We start from the raw sequence: 20,277 nt of genomic DNA on the forward strand, positions 1-20,277 counted from the left end.
TCGGTGATCCGGCAGCGCGGGCCCGGGCCATGCATGGCCCGGGCCGGGCCGTCAGAGGCCGAGCGCCTCCCGCACCAGGGTTTGCTGCTCCTGCTGATGCACCTTGGCGAGGCCGGTGGCCGGGCTCGCCGCTTCCTTGCGGCCGGCATAGTCCGGCCGTTGCGCCTTGATCCCGAGCTCCCGCAGGACCTTCTCCAGCCGCCGGTCGATGAAGGTCCAGGCGCCCATATTCTCTGGCTCCTCCTGACACCAGACGACCTCGGCGTTGCGGTAGGGCGCGAGCGCCGTTTGCAACGAGTTGACAGGGAAGGGATAGAGCTGCTCGAGGCGGATCACCGCCACGTCCTTCACGCCCTTCTCGCGCCGTTCCTGCAGCAGGTCGTAATAGACCTTGCCGCTGCAGAGCACGACGCGCCGCACCTCCTCCTCCGGCGCGATCGCGTCGATCTCCGGGATCACGTAACGGAAGCCGCTGCCCGGCCCGAAATCGGCGAGGCTGCTGACCGCGAGCTTGTGCCGCAGCAGCGATTTCGGCGTCATGACGATGAGCGGCTTGCGGTAGTTCGCCTTGAGCTGGCGGCGCAGGCCATGGAAGTAGTTGGCCGGCGTGGTGAAGTTGCAAACACGCATGTTCCGCTCGGCGCAGAGCTGCAGGTAGCGCTCCAGCCGCGCCGAGGAATGCTCCGGCCCCTGGCCTTCGTAGCCGTGCGGCAGCAGCATCACGAGGCCGGACATGCGCAGCCACTTGCTCTCGGCGCTCGAGATGAACTGATCGATGATGACCTGCGCGCCGTTGGCGAAATCGCCGAACTGCGCCTCCCACAGCACCAGGGTGTGCGGATCGGCCAGGGAGTAGCCGTAGTCGTAGCCGAGCACGCCGAACTCGGAGAGCAGGCTGTTGAAGGCCTCGAAGCGCGGCTGGCCGTCCCGGATGTTGTTCAGCGGCACGTATTCGGCCTGGGTCTTCTGGTCGACCAGCACGGCGTGCCGATGGCTGAAGGTGCCGCGCTGCACGTCCTCGCCCGAGAGGCGGACGCGGTGGCCCTCCAGCAGCAGCGTGCCGAAGCCGAGCGCCTCGCCGGTCGCCCAGTCGATGCCCTCGCCGCTCTCGATCGCCTGCTTCTTGGCCTCGAGCTGGCGGGCGATCTTCGGGTTGGCGGCGAAGCCCTCCGGCACTCGAGCGAGGGCGGTGCCGACCTCGCGCAGCGTCTCCAGCGGCACCGCGGTGGAGTGGAGCTGCTCGACCGCATCCCCGGCGCCGGCCGGCTTCAGGCCCGACCAGTGGCCCTCCAGCCAGTCCGCCTTGTTCGGCTTGAAGGTCTGCGCCGCCTGGTGCGCCTCCTCCAGCCGGGCGGTGAAGGCATCCAGCACCGCCTGCGATTCCTCGGCCGGGATGCTGCCCTCGGCGGCGAGCCGCTCGGCATAGAGGGTCCGCGTCGTCTTCATCTCGCGGATGCGGCCGTACATGATCGGCTGGGTGAAGGCCGGCTCGTCGCTCTCGTTATGGCCGTGGCGGCGGTAGCAGACGATGTCCACCACCACGTCGGTGCCGAATTGCTGGCGGAACTCCGCGGCGAGGCGGGAGACGAAGACCACCGCCTCCGGGTTGTCGCCGTTCACGTGCCAGATCGGCGCCTGCACCGACTTGGCGATGTCGGTGCAGTAGAGGCCGGAATAGGCATGCGCCGGCACGGTGGTGAAGCCGATCTGGTTGTTGGTGACGATGTGCACCGTGCCGCCGGTGCGGTAGCCGATGAGCTGGCTCATCGCCATGGTCTCGTAGACCAGCCCCTGGCCGGCGAAGGCGGCGTCGCCATGCAGCAGGATGCCCATGACCGAGCGGCGCGTCCGGGTGTCGCCCGCCATGTCCTGGCGCGCCCGGACCTTGCCGACCACGACCGGATCGACCGCCTCGAGATGCGAGGGGTTCGGTTGCAGCGAGAGGTGGATGCTGCGGCCGGCGATCTCGACATCGGTCGAGGTGCCGAGATGGTACTTCACGTCGCCCGAGCCCTGGACGTCGTCCGGATTGGCGCCGACGCCGGCGAATTCCGAGAAGACCTGGGTGAAGGGCTTCTTCACCACGTTCACCAGCACGTTCAGCCGGCCGCGATGCGCCATGCCGATGGCGATCTCGTTCACGCCGGCCTTCGCTGCGCTGGCGATCACCTCCTGCACCGCCGGGATGGTGCTCTCGCCGCCCTCGAGGCCGAAGCGCTTGGTCGAGACGTATTTCCTCGCGCAGAAGGCCTCGAAGCCCTCGGCCTCGGTGAGCTGCTCGAGGATGAGCCGCTTGCCCACCCGGTCGAAGGCGCCGGTCCAGGGGGCGCCCTCCATGCGCTGCTGGATCCAGGCCTTCTGCTCCGGATCCTGGATGTGCATGAACTCGACGCCGATCGGACCGCAATAGGTGGCGCGGCAGATCTCCATGATCTGGCGGACCGTGGCGCTCTCGAGCCCGAGCACGCCGTTGATGAAGATCGGACGGTCCCAGTCGGCCTCGGTGAAGCCGTAGGTGGCCGGATCGAGCTCGGGATGCGGCTTCGGCCGCTGCAGGCCGAGTGGGTCGAGCTGCGCCTCCAGATGGCCGCGGACGCGGTAGCTGCGGATCAGCATCAGGGCCCGGAGCGAGTCGAGCTGCGCCGCGCGGACCGTCTCGGCATCGATCGCCGCGCCGCGGCCCTTGGGCGCCGCCGGCGCCTCCGGCTCAGGGGCGAAGCCGCCGCGCGGCCGCGGCGCCCAGGAGGCGCCGGAGGCATCCGTCAGGACCGCCCGGGCATCGTCGTTCAGGGCGGAGAAGAGCTCGGCGAAGGATGGGTCGACGCTGTCCGGTTTTTCCACCCAGCGGGCATAGAGATCGGCGAGGAAGGCAGCATTCGCCCCCGTCATCGCACTGGCGAGGATATCGACTCCGGCCATGTCTATCTCCGTGCCGGCCGCCCATCAGGGGCCGGCGGCAACCTTCAGGTCTGTGCGCAGGAACGCGCGGTCCCGGCGGGACCGGGCCGCGCGCCGCATAACATAGTCATTGTGGCGATGCTGCGGCAGGTCCGGCAGCGATTCCGGACCCTTCCGCATGGCAGCCGCGCCTTTTTCGCCGCCCCGAGGCGGCCGGCGCGATCGCCGGCGGCGGAACTCAGCCCTTCAGCGCCTTCACCATGGTCGAGCCGAGCGCCGCCGGGCTCTCCGCCACATGGATCCCGGCCGAGCGCATCGCCTCCATCTTCGCCGCCGCCGTGTCCTTGCCACCGGAGATGACGGCGCCGGCATGGCCCATGCGGCGGCCGGGCGGGGCGGTCGCGCCGGCGATGAAGCCGACGACCGGCTTCGCCCGGGCGCCCTTGTTCTCCCGGCCGAGGAACTCCGCCGCCTCGATCTCCGACTGGCCGCCGATCTCGCCGATCATGACGATCGACTTCGTTTCGTCATCGGCCAGGAACATCTCCAGCACCTCGACGAAATCGGTGCCCTTCACCGGGTCGCCGCCGATGCCGACGCAGGTGGACTGGCCGAGCCCGGCCGCCGTGGTCTGCGCCACCGCCTCATAGGTCAGCGTCCCGGAGCGGGAGACGATGCCGACCGAGCCGCGCCGGTGGATGTGGCCCGGCATGATGCCGATCTTGCAGGCATCGGGGGTGATGACACCGGGACAGTTCGGCCCGATCAACCGGGTGCTCGAGCCCGACAGCGCCCGCTTCACCCGCACCATGTCCAGCACCGGGATGCCCTCGGTGATGCAGATGACGAGCGGGATCCCGGCATCGATCGCCTCCAGGATCGCATCCGCGGCGAAGGGCGGCGGCACGTAGATCACGGAGGCATCGGCGCCGGTCTTCGCCGCGCAGTCGGCCACCGTGTCGAAGACCGGCAGGCCGATATGGGTGGTGCCGCCCTTGCCGGGGGTGACGCCGCCGACATACTTGCTGCCGTAGGCGATGCCCTGCTCGGCGTGGAAGGTCCCCTGGGCGCCGGTGAAGCCCTGGGTCATGACCCGGGTGTTCTCGTCGACGAGGATTGCCATGGCTCAGGCCGCCTTCTTCACCGCGTTGACCACCTTCTCGGCGGCATCGGCCAGGTTGTCGGCGGGGATGATGGCCAGCCCACTCTCGGCCAGGATCTGCTTGCCCCGCTCGACATTCGTGCCCTCCAGCCGCACCACCAGCGGCACGGAGAGGGAGAGGTTCTTGCTCGCCGCCACGATGCCGGAGGCGATCATGTCGCACTTGGCGATGCCGCCGAAGATGTTGACCAGGATCGCCTTCACGTTGGCGTCCGAGGTGATGATGCGGAAGGCCTCCGTCACCCGCTCGGCCGTCGCGGTGCCGCCGACATCGAGGAAGTTCGCCGGCGAGGAGCCGTAGAGCTTGATGATGTCCATCGTCGCCATGGCGAGGCCGGCGCCGTTCACCATGCAGCCGATCTCGCCGTCGAGCGCGACGTAGTTCAGGTCGTTCCTGACCGCGTCCAGCTCCTTCGGGTCCATCTCGCTGTCGTCGCGCAGCGCCTCGAGGTCCTTGTGGCGGAACAGGGCGTTGTCGTCGAAGGCGACCTTGGCGTCGAGCGCCACGATCTCGCCGGCGCCGGTGACGACCAGCGGGTTGATCTCGACGATGGCGCAGTCGAGGTCCTGCACCGCCTTGTAGAGGGCAGTCACGAATTTCGTGAAGCTCGCCACCTGCTTGCCCTCGAGGCCGAGGCCGAAGGCGAGCTTGCGGGCATGGAAGCCGGAGATGCCCGAGGCCGGGTCGACGGCGACCTTCAGGATCTTCTCGGGATGGTGCTCGGCGACCTCCTCGATCTCCATCCCGCCCTCGGTCGAGGCCATGATGGTCAGGCGGGAGGTGGCGCGGTCGACCAGCAGGCCGAGATAGAGCTCGCGCCTGATGTCGCAGCCGGCCTCGACATAGACGCGGGAGACCAGCTTGCCCTGCGGCCCGGTCTGCTTGGTCACCAGGGTGTGGCCGATCATGGCGGCGGCGGCGGCCTTCGCCTCCTCGGCCGATTTCACCACGCGGACGCCGCCCTTGCCCTGCGGGTCGTCCTGGAAGCGGCCGGCGCCGCGGCCACCGGCATGGATCTGCGACTTCACCACATAGACCGGCCCGGGCAGCTTCGCCGCCGCCGCGGCGGCCTCCTCCGGGGTCCAGGCCACATGGCCGTCGAGCACGGCGACGCCGTAGCGGCGCAGCAGCTCTTTCGCCTGGTACTCGTGGATGTTCATCCGCTGACCCTCATGGGCTGCTGGCCGGTTCCGGCCGAACGGGACGGGCCGGGAGCGGGTCCCGGCCCCTGGCCTCGAAGGCTGAAGCGCCTCAGACGCCGAGCTTCTTGAAGTCCTCGATCAGCTTCTTCACAGCGTCGCAGCTCTTCTCGAAGGCGGCCTTCTCCTCGGCCGTGAACTGGACCTCGACGATCCGCTCCACGCCCTTGGCGCCGATCACGACCGGCACGCCGACATAGAAGCCCTTCTGGCCGTACTCGCCGTTCAGCAGCACCGCCGAGGGCAGGACCCGCTTCTTGTCGAGCAGGTAGCTCTCGGCCATGGCGATGGCCGAGGCGGCTGGAGCGTAGAAGGCCGAGCCCTTCTCCAGCAGCTTGACGATCTCGCCGCCGCCATTGGCGGTGCGGGTGACGATGGCGTCGATCTTCTCCTGCGTCGTCCAGCCCATCTTCACCAAGTCGGGGATGGGGATGCCGGCGACGGTGGAGTAGCGGGTCAGCGGCACCATGGTGTCGCCATGGCCGCCGAGCACGAAGGCGGTCACGTCCTCGACCGAGACGCCGAATTCCTGCGCCAGGAAGAGGCGGAAGCGGCTGCTGTCCAGCACCCCGGCCATGCCGACCACCTTCTCGGGCGGCAGGCCGGACTTCTGCTGCAGCACCCAGACCATGACGTCGAGCGGGTTGGTGATGCAGATGACGAAGGCATCCGGGGCATAGGTCTTGATGCCCTCGCCGACCTTGGCGATGACCTCGGCATTCTTGGTCAGCAGGTCGTCGCGGCTCATCCCCGGCATGCGCGGGAAGCCGGCGGTGACGATGCAGACATCCGCGCCCGCGATGGCGGCGTAGTCGCCGGTGCCGGCCATGTTGGAATCGAAACCATCCACCGGCCCGGACTGCATGATGTCGAGCGCCTTGCCGGCGGCAACGCCCGGGAAGACGTCGAACAGCACGACGTCGCCGAGCTCCTTCAGGCCGATCAGGTGGGCGAGGGTGCCACCGATGTTGCCGGCGCCGATCAGCGCGATCTTCTTGCGGGCCATGAGCCGTCCTTCGCCAGGATCGTTGGAATAATGTTGCGGCGCACTCCTACTCCCGGCCGTCCGGGGGGACAAGGCGGGCGCCGGGAGGCGAATGGCCGAACGCTAGAGCAGATCCCGCCCGGGTGGAATCATCTGGCGGATGGACGGGTCCCGGATGGGACCCTCAGGGCAGGCGCCCTCCGTCCCGGCAAGGGCGCGGCCAGACTGAAACGATTCAGTATCTCTTGAAAAGCGGGGCCCCTGGCCGCGCGGGGCACGGGCCCCCCCGCGTGGCAGCACACGGATGGGTGACGGATGCCGGAGGGCAGGTCCGGAGGGGCGCCCCGCGGCGGTCGGCCCCGAAAGCGTCTGTCAGAACCGTCGCTGCCCGTTGTCCTGCTGCGGCTTCGCCGCGACAGGCTGTGACGGATCCTGGCAGGAGGGGCCTCATGGGGCCCCCGCAAAGCCGCGAAGCGGTTTTGTGGGGAAGGTCTAGAACTCCCGCCCATAGCCGAGATCGGCGATCTGCTCGCGGATCGAGGCGCTGGCATTCGGGTCGAGCACCTTCTCCTCGACGAGCAGATAGGCGAGCTTCGACAGCGCCTGCGCGGCGCCAAGCGTCCCGGGCAGCGGCGCCCGCAGCTCGTTGGGGATGAGGTCGTTCATCAGCCTCCCGAGCATCTGCTGCGCCTCCGGCGCATCCGGCGTGTTGGCCAGCTCGGCGGCGCCGTCGGGCGTGCCGTAATCGTAGTATTCGAGCTCCAGCGTCTCTGGCTCGATCTCGCCCGTCCGCGGCGTCCAGCTCGCATAGGTGGCCAGCTTGGCCGATTTGGTACGGAGGCCGACGATGTGCAGGGGCAGGTTGTCCTTGTTGAACTTCGCCGGGATCAGCTCGTCGGTGGCAAGGAGCAGGTAGGGCCTGCCGGCGGCCGAGGCCGAGCGCAGCATCGGCAGCATGTTGTGCCGCCCGCCATAGATCTGCTCCAGGCGCCCGGTCATCCAGTCGCGGCTGCCGTTATGGCCGAGACTGACCAGCAGCGGGAGCATGTCGACCGAGGAGGTCAGCTCCGTCCGGACCGTGTCGATGTCGCCGATGAAGCGCTGGCTCGGATCGACGACGATCAGAGGCACGTGGAAGGCCTCGTCGTAGCAGGTCAGGATCTTGCCCGACATGATGCCATGCGCCCCGGCATATTCGCCGTGGTCGGAGGCGAAGACGATGATCGTGTTCCCCGCCACCTCGCTCGGCAGGGCGGCGAGGACCTCGCCGATTCGCTGGTCCACGAGCTGCATGATGGAGGTGTAGGAATCCAGGCAGCGCTGCCAATAGCCATAGGGGGCAATGGCATAGCCGACCTCGGTGTCGACATCGGCGGCGAGGTAGGGATAGGGCACCACCGAGAAGCTGGTCCCGCCGGGGTCCTGCGCGGCATAGCCGCTGAAGACGGCGGCCGAGGCGAGCTGGGCCAGGGCCTGGGTCCTGGGCTTGTTGGCCTGCACCCGCGCCACGCTCTCCCAGTTCGGCGGCAGGGGCGGGAAGCCGTAGGAGGGGGGCGATTTCAGCGGGTTGTCGTCCCAGCGCACCACCGGCGGGTTGTCGCTCGTTGAATAGGCCTTCACCGGCTGCAGGCCGCCGCTGTTGGCAAAAAGGTCGTTGCAGGTCTGGAATTCGGTGCCGATCCAAAAGAATTCCTGATCGTGCGGATTGACGAAGCTGACGGTCAGGCACCAGGGCTCGTCATGCGCCCGGCGGCTGCCCAGCCAGCGGACCGCGTCCTCGGCGATGTCCTTGTCGTTCCGATAGAGCGGTTCCTGGCCGACCGCGCCCTGCAGATTGTAGCCGACGGGATCGGGCAGGGTGAGGCGCTGGAAGCCATAGGGTTCGAGCCCGGCGGCGAGGTCGAAGGAGACATGCCACTTCCCGACATAGGGCGTGCGGTAGCCGGCACGGCGGAGCAGCTTGCCATAGGTTGGGTAGGCCGGGTTCAGCGGCGGCGTGATAGCGGGCCGCAGCGGCTGGTTCGTGAGGGTGAGGCCCAGCCAGCTCTGCTGGTTGTAGAGACCGGTGATCAGCACGCCGCGGGAGGGGGTGCAGGCCGAGGCGGCGGTGAAATGCTGCCCGAATTTCACGCCCCGGCTCCAGAGCGAATGGACGTTCGGCATGTAGCGGGCCAGGAATTCGCCGGCATCCTTCACGCCCTGGGGGAAGACGGAGGGAAACCGCATCTCGTCAACCAGGATGAAGAGGATGTTGGGCTGCGGCCCATCCACCGGTGCGGTCCCGTCCGCCGCGGCCGGGCGCGGCGCGAGGCCGCCCGTGCCGAGTGCGCCGCCGGCCGCCATGCCGGCCGTCTTGAGGAAATCCCGACGATCCATGCCCTGCTTCCTTCGCATCCCGCCTTTCGCCTGCGAAAAGCCGGGTTCGTGATGGTGGGGAACAAGCGCCAAATTGAACCGATGCCGCGCATGCTTGGCCGGCTGGCATTCATTATTGCCTCAGGACTTTCGTCTCGCCGTCCCGTCGGCGCAGAAATGCATGAAATCTCGAAGTTATGCGCCCCGATGCGGGCTGGCTTCTCTGTCATTTCGCCTGGCCAGGGCGCGGGCGATGTCGATGATTCGGACGGTGTCGAACGGATAGTGCGACCGGCGGAATCGTTTGTGCACGAGGATTTCTTATCGACCGTGTGCAGACGGGTCGAGATGGCAAAATTTGACCTGATTGAAGAGCTTATACTCTAAAAATACTTTCGCACTGCGAAATTCTCCCCCAGCGCGGGTCTCCCTCCCCGGACCACCCGCATCAGGTCAGGTGCGGCAGGGCGAGATAATCCTGGCTCTGCATCTCCATCAGCCGGCTCGCCGTCCGCTCGAACATCGCCGCATTCTCGCCCTGCTCATAGAGGGTGTCCGGCGCCGCGGCGGCCGAGGCGACGAGCTTGCAACGATGCTCGTACAGGGCATCGACCAGGGTGATGAAGCGCCGCGCCTTGTCGAAATTCTCCGGCCCGAGGCGCGGCACGCCATCCAGCATCAGGGTGTGGCAATGCGTCGCCAGCGCCAGGTAGTCGGCCGGGCCGAGGGGCTTGCCGCAGAGCGCGTCGAAATCGGCCCGCGCCACGCCGCGCGCCACCTCCGGCACCTCCACCACGCGCCCGAGGACCTTGAGCTGGCAGGGCTCGCCATGCGCCTGGCCGGTCAGCTCGAGGAAGGCGGCGTCGAGCGCCCGCTCCGCCCGGGCGCCGATCGGGCTGTGCCAGGTCGGCAGCCCGCGGATGCGCTCCCGCCGGTAGTCGCGCTGGGCCTCGAGATGCAGCACGTTCAGCCGCTGCTTGATCAGGGCGATGAAGGGCAGGAAGGCGTCGCGGCCCGGCTTGCCCTTGAACAGGTCGTCGGGGGCGGTGTTGGAGGTCGCCACCACCACCACGCCGCGGGCGAAGAGCGCCTCGAAGAGCCGGCCGAGGATCATGGCATCGGTGATGTCATGCACCTGGAACTCGTCGAAGCAGAGCAGCGCCGCCTCGGCCACAATGCTGTCGGCGAGCGGCGGGATGGGGTCCGCCTCGCCTGGATGCGCCTGCTTCCAGCGATGGATGCGCTGGTGGCAGTCCTGCATGAACTGGTGGAAATGGATGCGCTTCTTCCGCGGCACCTCGGCGCAAGCGAAGAAGAGGTCCATCAGCATGGATTTGCCGCGCCCTACCTCGCCCACGAGGTAGAGGCCCTGCGGCGTCGCATCCACCGGCTCGGGCGCCGGCTTACGGCGGAAGAAGCGGGCGAGGAAGCCGTCCGGCTCGGGCGGCTCGAGCTGCGGGTCGTAGCCGCGCAGCCGTCGCCAGAGATCCTGCAGCGTCTCCGCCGCAAGCGCCTGGGCCGGGTCCGGCTTCAACTGGCCGGCGGCCACCCGCGCGCGATAGGCGGGCAGGGGACCCTCCGGCCGCGCCGCGCCGAGGGGAGTGCCGAGGGTCGCGTCCATGTCGCCGCCGGGATAGCCCCGCTGGCGCTGGCCGACAACGACCAATGCCTAACCAAGCGGCCCCGAAAGCCTACGGGCAATCCATGCCGCGTTAGTGCAACGGCAGTGGCAGGCAAGTTTTCAAAGGGTGCCGGGCACTTCGGAAAGTGCACCTCATGTTTTCGATTCCGACCCAGGCGTCCGAGCCTGCGCCCCGCCATCCGGCGCATGCGGCACCCCTCAGCCTGCTCGACCTCGCGCCCTTCCTCGCCGCCCGGCGGCAGGACGATCCCTATCCCTGGATCGCCGCCAGCGGCTGCCTCCGCCCCGGGGCGGAGGCAGCCGCTGGCGGCGCTGCGGCGGGATTTCCCGGTCCTGCCCCGCCCCGGCTACCACCCGGTCGATACCTTCACCCCGCGGGGCGCCTTCGCCGACCTGCTGGCGGAGATCGAGGCCGGGGCGCTGGACCGTGCGATGAGCGCGCAATTCGGCCTCGATTTCATCGCCCTGCCGCGGCTGGTCACGGTGCGGCAGGTCTCCGCCGCGCATGAGGGGCGGCCGCATACCGACAGCGCCAGCAAAGTGGCGACCCTGTTGCTCTACATGCATTCAGGCTGGGCCAGCCCGGAGGGGCGCATCCGGGTGCTGCGGCGTGAGTCGCTCGCCGATCCGGTGGCCGAGGTGAGCCCGGAGGCGGGCAACATCTTCGCCTTCCTCCGCGGCGAACACTCCTGGCATGGCCACACGCCCTTCGTCGGCGAGCGGCGGGTGGTGCAGGTGGCCTGGCTGCGCGATGCCGCGGCGCTCGAGCGCAAGCGCCGGCGCGGCCTCCTGGCCTGGCGGCTGAAGGGCCTCTTCGGCCGCCACTAGACCATGATCCGCTCACACGGGGTCGCAGATCATGGTCCAGGCCGTTGTTCGATCGCGTGATGCACGCCCTTCGGTGAGTCCACCTCAAGCGATCACGCTCTAGCGGCCTGATCTCGAAATCAGGCGGCGCACCTTGTCCCGTTGCCGCCATCGGCTCAGGGCTGATGCGCCATGTAATGGGCGATGGCGGCGATCTCGGCATCCGAGACGCCGTGCATCACCCCGTTCATGTTGGTATCCGTCCCGTGCCGCTGGTTGTCGCGATAGGCGGTCAGGGCGTGCTGCAGGAATTCCTCGCGCTGGCCGGCGATGCGCGGCACCTGCGCCTGGCCGTGGTAACCAGCGTCGTGGCAGTTGCCGCAGCGCAGCCGCTCCGACAGCGCCGCGCCCTGCGCCAGCTCGGCCTCGCGCGGCGCGTCGCGGTCATGCGCCGGGCCCGGCGAAAGCCCGGCATAATAGGCGGCGAGGTCCTCCACCTGGGCATCGTCGAGGCCCTGGGCCAGGTCCGGCATCGGCGGATCGGTGCGCAGGCGCTCGCGGAACAGGATGAGTTGCAGCGTGACATACTCCGCCTGCTGCCCGGCCAGGGAGGGCACGTTGCGCTCCCCGGAGATGCCCGCCCCGCCATGGCAGTTGCCGCAGCCGCGATCCTTCGCCAGCGCCTCGCCGCGCTGCGGGTCGCCGGCCCGCGCTGGGGTGAGGGAGAGGGCGGCCAGCAGGGCCGCCACCGGCAGGAGCGGCCTCACCGACCGTAGGTGATCCGATAGATGGCGCCGGCCTGCTCGTCGGAGACGAGGAGGGAGCCATCCGGCAGCATCTGCACGTCGGTCGGGCGGCCGAGGAAGTTGTTGCCCTGCAGCAGCCCGCCAAGGAAGGGCCGCATCTGCGGCTTGCCCTGGGCGTCGAAGGTGATGTTCACCACGTCGTAGCCGCTGCGCTGGGTCCGGTTCCAGGAGCCGTGCCGGGCGATGAAGATGCTGTTGCGATACTCCGCCGGGAACATGCCGCCGGTGTAGAAGCGCATGCCGAGCGCCGCGACATGCGGGCCGAGCAGCAGCGCGGGCTGGGCGAATTCCGAGCAGGCGCGGCCGGTGATCTCAGGGTCCGGCATGCTGCCCATATGGCACCAGGGGAAGCCGAAATGCTCGCCGGTCCGCTGCACGACGGCGAGGGTGTCCTGCGGCTGGTCCTCGCCGGCCCAGTCGCGGCCGTTATTGGTGAACCAGAGCTGTCCCGTCGTCGGATGGAAGGCCATGCCGACGCTGTTGCGCACGCCGCGCGCCACCACCTCGCGGCCGGAGCCGTCCGGGTTGAAGCGGAGCAGGACGGCGTGCGTGTCCTCCTCCACCTTGCAGATGTTGCAGGGGGCGCCGACCTGCATGTAGAGCTTGCCGTCCGGGCCGAAGCTGGCGAATTTCCAGCCATGATGCTCGTCCTTCGGCAGGTCGAAGGCGGCGGTGAGGTCGGTGGGCGTGCCGGGATTGTCGAGCTTGCCCTCGATGCCGTCGAAGCGCAGCACCCGGTTGATGGCGATGACGTAGAGCGCGCCGTCCTTGAAGGCCACGCCGTTCGGCTGCGGCAGGCCGGAGGCGATGGTATGCACCTTCCCGTCCTTCACCGCATAGACGCGGCCGATGGTGCGGGTGCCGATGAAGAGCGTGCCGCCGGAGCCGAGCGCCATCATGCGGGCGCCGGGCATACCATGGGCGTAGATCTCCGCCTTGAAGCCCTGCGGCAGGGTCAGCTTGTCGACCGGCACCTGGTCGCGCGGCGTCGCGGTCAGCTTCGGCGCGTTCGGGGCGAGCGAGGAACCGGCCATGCCGCCCGGCCGACCCTGCTGCCAGCCCGGCACCGGCTGCTGCTGTGCTGCGGCCAATGCCGGCAGGAGAAGTGCGGCGCCGAGGCCGAGCGCGATCAGGCGTGACGTCACCTTGGGGTCCCCTCCCTGGGCCGCATGCTCGGGCCCTTTCGGCAAACGATGCGGCGGCATGTCCCGAAGGGCAAGCCGATCACGGCCTTCAGACTGAATTTCCTGGATTTTCTGCCAAGCATAAAGACATGCTTATGCCTTGCCGGCAATGCTGGCCAGCCGATGGTGGTCGTGCTAGAGCGGGAGCAGGAATCGGGAAGGCCGGCGCCGCTGCGTCGTCCTCCCGGCCGACAGGCCCCAATGGCGGCCCTGCCATCGCCGATGCAGGTCGGCGCTTCGCCGCAGGGCGCGCCCCCAGCCACCGAGGGATGCCGCGTAATGGCCGTTGCCACCGACTACAAGGTGAAGGACCTGTCGCTCGCCGACTGGGGCCGCAAGGAAATCGCCATGGCCGAGGACGAGATGCCCGGCCTGATGGCGGTGCGGCGGGATTACGGCTCGTCCCAGCCGCTGAAGGGCGCCCGCATCGCCGGCTGCCTGCACATGACCATCCAGACCGCGGTGCTGATCGAGACGCTGAAGGCCCTCGGCGCCGATGTCCGCTGGTCCTCCTGCAACATCTTCTCGACCCAGGACCACGCCGCGGCCGCCATCGCCGCCAGCGGCACGCCGGTCTTCGCGGTGAAGGGCGAGAGCCTGCCGGAATACTGGGAATACGTGCAGAAGACCCTGGAATGGGGCGATGGCGGCGAGCCGAACATGATCCTCGACGACGGGGGCGACATGACGCTGCTCGTCCATTACGGCCTGCGCGCCGAGCAGGGCGACACCGCCTTCCTGCACAAGCCGCAGAACGAGGAGGAGGAGGCCTTCTTCGCGCTGATCCTGGTCGCGCTGAAGGAGAAGCCCGGCTGGTTCGGCCGGCTGGCCAAGTCGATCCGCGGCGTCTCGGAGGAGACGACGACGGGCGTGCACCGGCTCTACACCATGGCGAAGGAGGGCAAGCTGCTCTTCCCCGCCATTAACGTGAACGACAGCGTCACCAAGTCGAAATTCGACAATCTTTATGGCTGCCGTGAGAGCCTGGTGGACGGCATCCGCCGCGGCACCGACGTGATGATGGCCGGCAAGATCGCCATGGTCGCGGGCTTCGGCGATGTCGGCAAGGGCAGCGCCGCCTCGCTGCGCAATGCCGGCTGCCGCGTGATGGTGAGCGAGGTCGATCCGATCTGCGCCCTGCAGGCGGCGATGGAGGGCTACGAGGTCGTGACGATGGAGGAGGCCGCACCGCGCGCCGACATCTTCGTCACCGCGACCGGCAATGTCGACGTCATCACCCTCGACCACATCCGGCAGATGAAGCACCGCGCTATCGTCTGCAACATCGGGCATTTCGACAGCGAGATCCAGGTCGCCGCGCTCAAGAACTACAAGTGGCACAACGTGAAGCCGCAGGTCGACGAAGTCGAGTTCCCCGACGGCAAGCGGATCATCCTGCTCTCCGAGGGCCGGCTGGTGAATCTCGGCAACGCCACCGGGCATCCGAGCTTCGTCATGTCGGCGAGCTTCACTAACCAGACCCTGGCGCAGATCGAGCTCTGGTCGAACCCTGGCAAGTACGAGAAGAAGGTCTATGTGCTGCCGAAGCACCTCGACGAGAAGGTGGCGGCGCTGCATCTCGAGAAGGTTGGCGCCAAGCTGACCAAGCTCTCGTCGCAGCAGGCGGCCTATATCGGCGTCGACCAGGCCGGTCCGTTCAAGGCCGACCAGTACCGGTACTGATGGATCCCCACTGACCCTGGGCACGTCATAGCCTGCCGCGGCGAAGCCGCGGCAGGACAATGGGCAGCGACCGGGGGCGCCCGCTTTCGTTCAGCCCCCCAGTTCGCGGTGCACCAGCTCCACCCAGTAGCGCACGCCGAGCGGCAGGACCGCGTCGTTGAAGTCGTAGCGCGGCGTGTGCACCGGCGCGTAGCTGCCATCCTCGGCCACGCCGTTGCCGAGCATGATGTAATTGCCCGGGCACTGCCCCAGCATGAAGGCGAAATCCTCCGAGCCGGTGACGGGCTGCATCGCCGGGCTCACCGCCGCCTCACCCGCCAGCGACTGCGCCACGGCGACGGCGGTGGCGGTGCGCGCCGCGTCATTCACCAGCGCGTCGAAGATGCGCTCGTACTGCAACTCGGCGGTGCAGCCGAAGGCGCCGGCGATGGATTGCGCCAGCTCGCCCATCCGCCGCTCGACCAGGCCGCGCGTCGTCTCGTCGAAGCTGCGTGCCGTGCCGCGGATCACCAGCTCGGCGGGGATCACGTTGGGCGAGCCCCAGGCGCCGCCACCGATATAGCCGACGCTGACCACCGCCGGCTGCAGCGCCGGCACGTTGCGGCTGACCACCGTCTGCAGCGCGCCGATGAACTGCGCCTGCGCCACCGTCACATCGGTGGCCAGATGCGCACCGGCGCCGCCATGCCCGCCCGTGCCGCGGAAGGTCACCATCCAGGTGTCGCCCGCCGCCATCAGCGGGCTCACGCGGGTGCCGAACCGGCCGACCGGCATGCCCGGCCAGTTATGCATGCCGTAGAGGCTCTCCACCGGGAAGCGCTGCAGCAGCCCGTCCTCCAGCATGGCGAGGCCGCCGCCGAGACCTTCCTCGGCCGGCTGGAAGATGAAATGCACGGTGCCGGCGAAGTCGCGGTGCCGCGCCAGGGTCTGCGCCGCGCCGAGCAGCATGGTGGTGTGCCCGTCATGGCCGCAGGCATGCATCTTGCCCGGCACGGTGGAGGCATAGGGCAGGCCCGTCGCCTCCTCGATGTTGAGCGCATCCATGTCGGCGCGCAGGCCGATGGCGCGCTGGCCCGGACGGATGCCGGTCAGCGTGCCGACCACACCGGTGCGGCCGACGCCCTCCGTCACCGTGAGGCCCCAGCTGCGCAGCCGCTCGGCGACGATGGCGGCGGTGCGGCGCTCCTCGAAGCCGGTCTCGGGATGCGCATGCAGGTCGCGGCGCAGCGCCACGAGCTCGGGCGTGATGGACTCGACGGTGGTCTCGATGGAGGTGCTCATGGTCTCGCCTTCGTCATGGCAGGCATCCGGATGGAGCGGCGGCGGCCGGGGCCGCGCGGGCACGGCCCCGGCTTATACCAACGGACCGGTCTTGTGACCGGTCTGAGGCCCGCGGCTTATGCCGCAGGTATCAGGCCGCGCGGCGGAGGCCCGCCTCGGCCGGCGCCGCGCCGATCGCCTCGGCCACCATCTGGGCCGTGGCGGCGGAGAGGGTCCAGCCGAGATGGCCGTGGCCGGTGTTGTAGAAGACGCCCGGTCGGCGGCCGGCGCCGATCCGCGGCATCAGGTTCGGCGTCATCGGCCGCAGCCCGGCCCAGGGCACCACGCGCGCAGTGCTGATGCCGGGGAAGAGCTGCTCCGTCCAGCGCACCAGCGGCTGGATGCGGTCCATGCGGATGTCGCGGTTCTCGCCATTGAACTCCGCGGTGCCGGCGACGCGGAAGCGGTCCCGGCCGAGGCGGCTGGTAACGATCTTGGTCGCGTCGTCGAGCAGGCTGACGGTCGGCGCCGCCTCCTGGCTGCGGGCATCGTCCAGCTGCACGGTGATGGAGTAGCCCTTCACCGGATAGACGTTGATGCGGTCGCCCAGCATGGCGGCGAAGCGGCGGCTGGCGACGCCGGCGCAGACCACCACGGCATCGACGCGCAGCGTCTCGGCCGCCAGGGCGAGCGCCCCCTCGGCCTGAACAACCGGCTTCCAGGCGATGGCGATGCCATCGGCGCCATGGGTGATGCCGGTGACATCGGCCTCGAACAGGAAGCGGGCGCCGCGGCGCATGCAGGCCTCGGCCAGGCCGCGCGTGTACTTATGGATGTCGCCGGTGGCGTCCGAGGGGGTGAAGAAGCCGCCGTACCAGCGCCCCTGCAGCGCCGGCTCGATGGCGCGCATCTCCTCCGGCGCCACCGGCCGGCGGTCCAGCCCGCCCTCGGTCAGCAGGGCGTTGACCCGAGCGGCCGCGTTGAAGCCGGCGCGGTCGCGATAGACATGCAGGATGCCGCGATGCTCGACATCGAAGTCGATGCCCTCCTGCTCAGCGATCGAGAAGAGGTACTTGCGCGCCTCGATCGCCAGCTTCGTCGTGGCGATGGTGTTGGCCCGGTAGTTCCGGATGTGGGAGACGAACTCGCCAAGCCAGGAATACTTGTGCGCCGAGGGCTTCGGGTTCAGCAGCAGCGGGGCGTCGGATTTCAGCATCCACTTCATCCCCTTCAGGATGGTGGCGGTGCTGTTCCAGACCTCGGCATTGCTGGCGGAGAGCTGGCCGCCATTGGCGAAGGAGGTCTCCATCGCCGCATAGCGCTGGCGGTCGAGCACCACGATCCGATGGCCGCGCTGCAACAGCGCATAGGCGGTGGTGACGCCGGTGATACCCGATCCGATGACTGCGATGGTGCTCATGGCACGCTCCGGGACAAAGGTTCGCAACCGGCGGCCTGGTCACCGCCCGTTGCCCCCATCTGTCTCGGTACCTGAGAGCTTACCCGGCCGTCCCTCGCGGGTGCGGCGGGATATCCCCTTCGGTGGGCGCCGCCATGGCGCCTCTCTCCAGATCGTCCTCGTGACGCGGTCCTGGGTGCCTGAGAGTTTCCTGGGGGGTTGCTCCTTCGGCGGCCTGCCTGGTCCCGGGGGACCGACAGGCTCTCTCCCGCATCGCTTGGCGGACGGCCACACCATCGCCGAAGGGCCGGCGAGCCGTCAATGGAAGATTTGCGCCCTTCCTGGGCTGCCGGCCCGCGACCTCGGCCGGATTGCACGGATCACAAACAGGAGGGGCGCTTATGGCGCGGATTCGGGCAGTCGCGCGCCGCTCAGGAGCGGCGGCGGCGCGCCGGCACCCGCTGCTCCCCCGCGCCGAGCGGCCTGCCGCGCTCATCCGGCCCGGCCAGGGCGGCCATGGGGGGCGCGGCCTCGACGATGGCCGCGGCTGGCTCGGCCGCGTCACCCTGGGCGGCGGCCGTCGCAAAGATCGCCTCGACGGCGCGCAGCCGCTCATCCGCCTCGCCATCGAGCGGGCCCGCCGCGAGGGCGATGCGCCGGACCTGCTCGGCGGCGCGGCGGATGACCGGGGCCGGGGCGCCCTCCAGCAGCCGTGGCAGCGCCGCGAGCGCCGCCGCCTGGTCGAGGCGCAGCAGGAAGAATTGCTCCCGCACCGCCTGCTTCATCCCGAGCAGCGGCATCTCGTCGCCGATATCGGCGCGGATGCGCTGCGTCAGGTTGAAGCTGCGCTCATCGGCGACGCGCTGCGACATCCCGACATAGAGAAGGCCGCGCAGCACCGCCTCGCGCAGCCCGCCCATGGCGAGGCGGCCGCGCAGCTCGGCGGTGCGGCGGGCGATGAAGGCGCGCCGTTCCGGTGTCTCGCCGGGATGCGGCCGGGGCGGCGCGTCATCGGCCCGCAGCCCGGCCAGCGCCTGCAGCACAGGGTTGCCGTAGGTGGCGTCGAACAGCGCCTCGGCGGCGCGGTCGCGCAGCGCGCGGTAGCGGTCGAGCCCGGCCTCGATCTGCGTCGAGGCCGCCGCCTGCCAGGCGAGGAAGGGATTGTCCGCAGCGGCCTGGTGCCGGTGCCGGCGCACCACTGTGGCGAGCGCCGCCACCGGCACCATCATCGGGTTGCGGTCGGAGAAGATCTCGTAGCCGAGCCGGAGCGGGTGCATCTGCCGCATCCACTCCGCCGCGGCGGCGCTGCTCCAGGGCCGGACCAGCGGCTGCATCAGGCTGCGGTAGAGGCCGAGATTGGCGCGCGAGACCTGGGCCACGGTGGCGAAGCGCCTTTCCTCCTCCTCGCTGCCGCCGACGATGGCGTCGATATCGGCAAGGTCGCGGGCGGCGAAGCGGGCGATGTAGTCGCCAGTCGCGGGATCGGTGCCCGGCTGCCCCGGCTCGGCGCGCTCGATCTCCGCCTCGTACAGGCCGGGCGGCAGCACCTCGATGAAGTCGATATTGGTGGCGAACTCGCTGTGTTCCTTGCGGGCCACCTTGCCGGAGACGAAGATGCCGAGATGGCCGACGCTCTCATGCATGGCGTAGACGATGGTCTGGCCGTTGGCCTGGATATCCTCAACGCCGCCATAGAGATCGGTGATCCAACCGAGGGCCTGCGGCGGCGGCGTGATGTTGTCGCCCTTCGAGCAGAAGACCACGATCGGCGAGCGGATGTTGCGCAGGTCGATGCGGATGCCGTCGCCCGTCACCAGCTCGGCGGTGGCCAGTTTGTTGCCGATGAAGAGGTTGTCGACGATGAACTGGATCTCGTCGGCGTTCAGCAGCACATGGCTGCCCCACCAGTGCTCGAAGGTGAGGTAGCGCGGCGCCTCGGTATCGACCTTGGAATAGAGGCCGTATTGCTTGCCCCAGAGCGTGTTGGCGGGGTTAAGCCCCTCGAAATTCTCCACCAGCCAGGCGCCGTCGAAGATTCCGTGGCCGAGATCGCTGGTGAGGGCCGTCAGCCAGCTCCCGCCCAGCAGGCCGCCGCTGTAGCGCATCGGGTCCTTGCCATGCGTGCCGGCCCAGTAGGAGAGCGGCGCGCCGGCGACGATGATGGGGCCGAACAGCTCGGGGCGGATCGCCGCCGCCATCATGGTCTGCCAGCCGGCCTGGCAATTGCCGATGACGACCGGCTTGCTGCTGGCCTCGGGATGCGCCTGGCCGGCATGCTCGACGAAGCGGATCTCCGCCATCAGCACATCCTCGAGCGTCTGCCCCGCCACCGGGTGGCGCAGGAAGCTGACGAGGTAGCAGGCATGGCCGGCGCGCATCGCCACGCCGATTTCGCTATCGGCCTTGAAGCCGCCGATGCCCGGCCCCTGGCCGGCGCGCGGATCGACGATGACGAAGGGCGGCTTCCGCGGGTCGAGGGTCACGTCGGCCGGCGGCAGGATGCGCAGCAGCAGGTAGTTGACCGGCCGCTCGAAGCCATGCCCGTCCAGCACCACCTCGTAGTCGAAGGCGAGGACATTGGGCGCCCGCCGCCTGCGCTCCGCCTCGTAGCGATTGCCGCGCTCGCGCAGCACGTCGAGGGTCAGCACGCTCCGCTGCCAGGCATCGACCATGTAGGAAAAGCCCTGGCGCCAGGCATCGAGCATCGCCTCGCCGCCGGCCATCGGCTGTCCGAGCTGAACCATCAGCCTGCTCCCGTCCAAGCCTGCGGCGCCGCGATCGGCGCGGCGCGGGGCGGCATGCCGCCCGGCAGGGTCACGCTGCATCGCAGCAATTGGGGCCGCACTATTCGACCGGGAGGTGCCCCGCCGCAAGCGAAGCCTGCCTGTCGATCCGC

At 69.2% G+C, this 20,277-nt stretch carries 13 protein-coding genes, 1 pseudogene and 2 riboswitches; of the genes and pseudogenes, 3 read left to right on the forward strand and 11 right to left on the reverse strand.

Annotated features, from left to right (window positions below; all coding sequences use genetic code 11):
* Nucleotides 1-51: 51 nt before the first annotated feature.
* From HJG45_RS07435 to HJG45_RS07455, 5 genes and pseudogenes are all read right to left on the reverse strand, one after another.
* Nucleotides 52-2,919 (reverse strand): 2-oxoglutarate dehydrogenase E1 component, encoded by a 2,868-nt coding sequence (locus HJG45_RS07435; protein WP_171611468.1) that lies wholly within the window; start codon nt 2,917-2,919, stop codon nt 52-54.
* A gap of 217 nt (nt 2,920-3,136) precedes the next feature.
* A complete protein-coding gene (gene sucD, locus HJG45_RS07440) occupies nt 3,137-4,021 on the reverse strand; it encodes a succinate--CoA ligase subunit alpha (protein WP_171611469.1) in 885 nt (294 codons plus the stop codon).
* Between the two features lie 3 nt (nt 4,022-4,024).
* Nucleotides 4,025-5,224 (reverse strand): annotated as a pseudogene (gene sucC, locus HJG45_RS07445) (ADP-forming succinate--CoA ligase subunit beta); the annotation flags it as partial.
* Nucleotides 5,225-5,312: 88 nt separating this feature from the next.
* Nucleotides 5,313-6,266 (reverse strand): malate dehydrogenase, encoded by a 954-nt coding sequence (gene mdh, locus HJG45_RS07450; protein ID WP_171611471.1) that lies wholly within the window; start codon nt 6,264-6,266, stop codon nt 5,313-5,315.
* Nucleotides 6,267-6,737: 471 nt separating this feature from the next.
* Nucleotides 6,738-8,621, reverse strand: a complete 1,884-nt coding sequence (locus HJG45_RS07455; RefSeq protein WP_171611472.1) for a sulfatase-like hydrolase/transferase — start codon at nt 8,619-8,621, stop codon at nt 6,738-6,740.
* Between the two features lie 51 nt (nt 8,622-8,672).
* On the opposite strand from HJG45_RS07455, the gene HJG45_RS07460 reads away from it, so the two are divergent.
* Nucleotides 8,673-8,987, forward strand: coding sequence for a hypothetical protein (locus HJG45_RS07460; protein WP_171611473.1), 315 nt, complete (start codon nt 8,673-8,675; stop codon nt 8,985-8,987).
* Nucleotides 8,988-9,048: 61 nt separating this feature from the next.
* Here the strand turns inward: HJG45_RS07460 and zapE are convergent, their stop codons facing one another.
* Nucleotides 9,049-10,221 (reverse strand): cell division protein ZapE, encoded by a 1,173-nt coding sequence (zapE, locus tag HJG45_RS07465; RefSeq protein ID WP_171611474.1) that lies wholly within the window; start codon nt 10,219-10,221, stop codon nt 9,049-9,051.
* Nucleotides 10,222-10,428: 207 nt separating this feature from the next.
* Between zapE and HJG45_RS07470 the strand changes: the two genes are divergently transcribed.
* Nucleotides 10,429-11,070, forward strand: a complete 642-nt coding sequence (locus HJG45_RS07470; RefSeq protein WP_217362858.1) for a 2OG-Fe(II) oxygenase — start codon at nt 10,429-10,431, stop codon at nt 11,068-11,070.
* 155 nt (nt 11,071-11,225) lie between these two features.
* Here the strand turns inward: HJG45_RS07470 and HJG45_RS07475 are convergent, their stop codons facing one another.
* Both HJG45_RS07475 and HJG45_RS07480 read right to left on the reverse strand, forming a co-directional pair.
* Nucleotides 11,226-11,816 carry a c-type cytochrome gene (locus HJG45_RS07475; protein WP_171611475.1) on the reverse strand — a complete coding sequence of 197 codons (591 nt, stop codon included), beginning with the start codon at nt 11,814-11,816 and terminating at the stop codon, nt 11,226-11,228.
* Nucleotides 11,813-13,000 (reverse strand): sorbosone dehydrogenase family protein, encoded by a 1,188-nt coding sequence (locus tag HJG45_RS07480; protein ID WP_368040537.1) that lies wholly within the window; start codon nt 12,998-13,000, stop codon nt 11,813-11,815. Before HJG45_RS07480 ends, HJG45_RS07475 begins: the two co-directional genes overlap by 4 nt.
* Nucleotides 13,001-13,318: 318 nt before the next feature.
* Between HJG45_RS07480 and ahcY the strand changes: the two genes are divergently transcribed.
* Nucleotides 13,319-14,722 carry an adenosylhomocysteinase gene (gene ahcY, locus HJG45_RS07485; protein WP_171611477.1) on the forward strand — a complete coding sequence of 468 codons (1,404 nt, stop codon included), beginning with the start codon at nt 13,319-13,321 and terminating at the stop codon, nt 14,720-14,722.
* Nucleotides 14,723-14,812: 90 nt separating this feature from the next.
* Here the strand turns inward: ahcY and HJG45_RS07490 are convergent, their stop codons facing one another.
* The 3 genes from HJG45_RS07490 to HJG45_RS07500 all read right to left on the reverse strand — a co-directional run bounded on the left by HJG45_RS07490 (nt 14,813) and on the right by HJG45_RS07500 (nt 20,125).
* On the reverse strand, nt 14,813-16,003 hold the full coding sequence (locus tag HJG45_RS07490; RefSeq protein ID WP_171611478.1) for a M20 aminoacylase family protein: 1,191 nt from the start codon (nt 16,001-16,003) through the stop codon (nt 14,813-14,815).
* A gap of 130 nt (nt 16,004-16,133) precedes the next feature.
* Nucleotides 16,134-17,402, reverse strand: a complete 1,269-nt coding sequence (locus HJG45_RS07495) for a D-amino acid dehydrogenase (protein WP_171611479.1) — start codon at nt 17,400-17,402, stop codon at nt 16,134-16,136.
* A gap of 57 nt (nt 17,403-17,459) precedes the next feature.
* A riboswitch (glycine riboswitch) is annotated at nt 17,460-17,555 on the reverse strand.
* A gap of 3 nt (nt 17,556-17,558) precedes the next feature.
* Nucleotides 17,559-17,662: riboswitch (glycine riboswitch) on the reverse strand.
* A 150-nt stretch (nt 17,663-17,812) separates the two neighbouring features.
* Entirely contained in the window at nt 17,813-20,125 is a 2,313-nt protein-coding gene (locus HJG45_RS07500; protein ID WP_171611480.1) for a DUF3141 domain-containing protein, read from the reverse strand.
* Nucleotides 20,126-20,277 lie beyond the last annotated feature (152 nt).

This window comes from Roseicella sp. DB1501 (genome assembly GCF_013112485.1).
In the GTDB taxonomy this organism is placed as follows: domain Bacteria; phylum Pseudomonadota; class Alphaproteobacteria; order Acetobacterales; family Acetobacteraceae; genus Paracraurococcus.

Bases quoted from the DNA above. Each gene is read 5' to 3' on its own strand.
- HJG45_RS07435 (WP_171611468.1), bottom strand. From the start codon at position 2,919: ATGGCCGGAGTCGATATCCTCGCCAGTGCGATGACGGGGGCGAATGCT.
- sucD (WP_171611469.1), bottom strand. From the start codon at position 4,021: ATGGCAATCCTCGTCGACGAGAACACCCGGGTCATGACCCAGGGCTTC.
- mdh (WP_171611471.1), bottom strand. From the start codon at position 6,266: ATGGCCCGCAAGAAGATCGCGCTGATCGGCGCCGGCAACATCGGTGGC.
- HJG45_RS07455 (WP_171611472.1), bottom strand. From the start codon at position 8,621: ATGGATCGTCGGGATTTCCTCAAGACGGCCGGCATGGCGGCCGGCGGC.
- HJG45_RS07460 (WP_171611473.1), top strand. From the start codon at position 8,673: ATGGTGGGGAACAAGCGCCAAATTGAACCGATGCCGCGCATGCTTGGC.
- zapE (WP_171611474.1), bottom strand. From the start codon at position 10,221: ATGGACGCGACCCTCGGCACTCCCCTCGGCGCGGCGCGGCCGGAGGGT.
- HJG45_RS07470 (WP_217362858.1), top strand. From the start codon at position 10,429: ATGCGGCACCCCTCAGCCTGCTCGACCTCGCGCCCTTCCTCGCCGCCC.
- ahcY (WP_171611477.1), top strand. From the start codon at position 13,319: ATGGCCGTTGCCACCGACTACAAGGTGAAGGACCTGTCGCTCGCCGAC.
- HJG45_RS07490 (WP_171611478.1), bottom strand. From the start codon at position 16,003: ATGAGCACCTCCATCGAGACCACCGTCGAGTCCATCACGCCCGAGCTC.
- HJG45_RS07495 (WP_171611479.1), bottom strand. From the start codon at position 17,402: ATGAGCACCATCGCAGTCATCGGATCGGGTATCACCGGCGTCACCACC.
- HJG45_RS07500 (WP_171611480.1), bottom strand. From the start codon at position 20,125: ATGGTTCAGCTCGGACAGCCGATGGCCGGCGGCGAGGCGATGCTCGAT.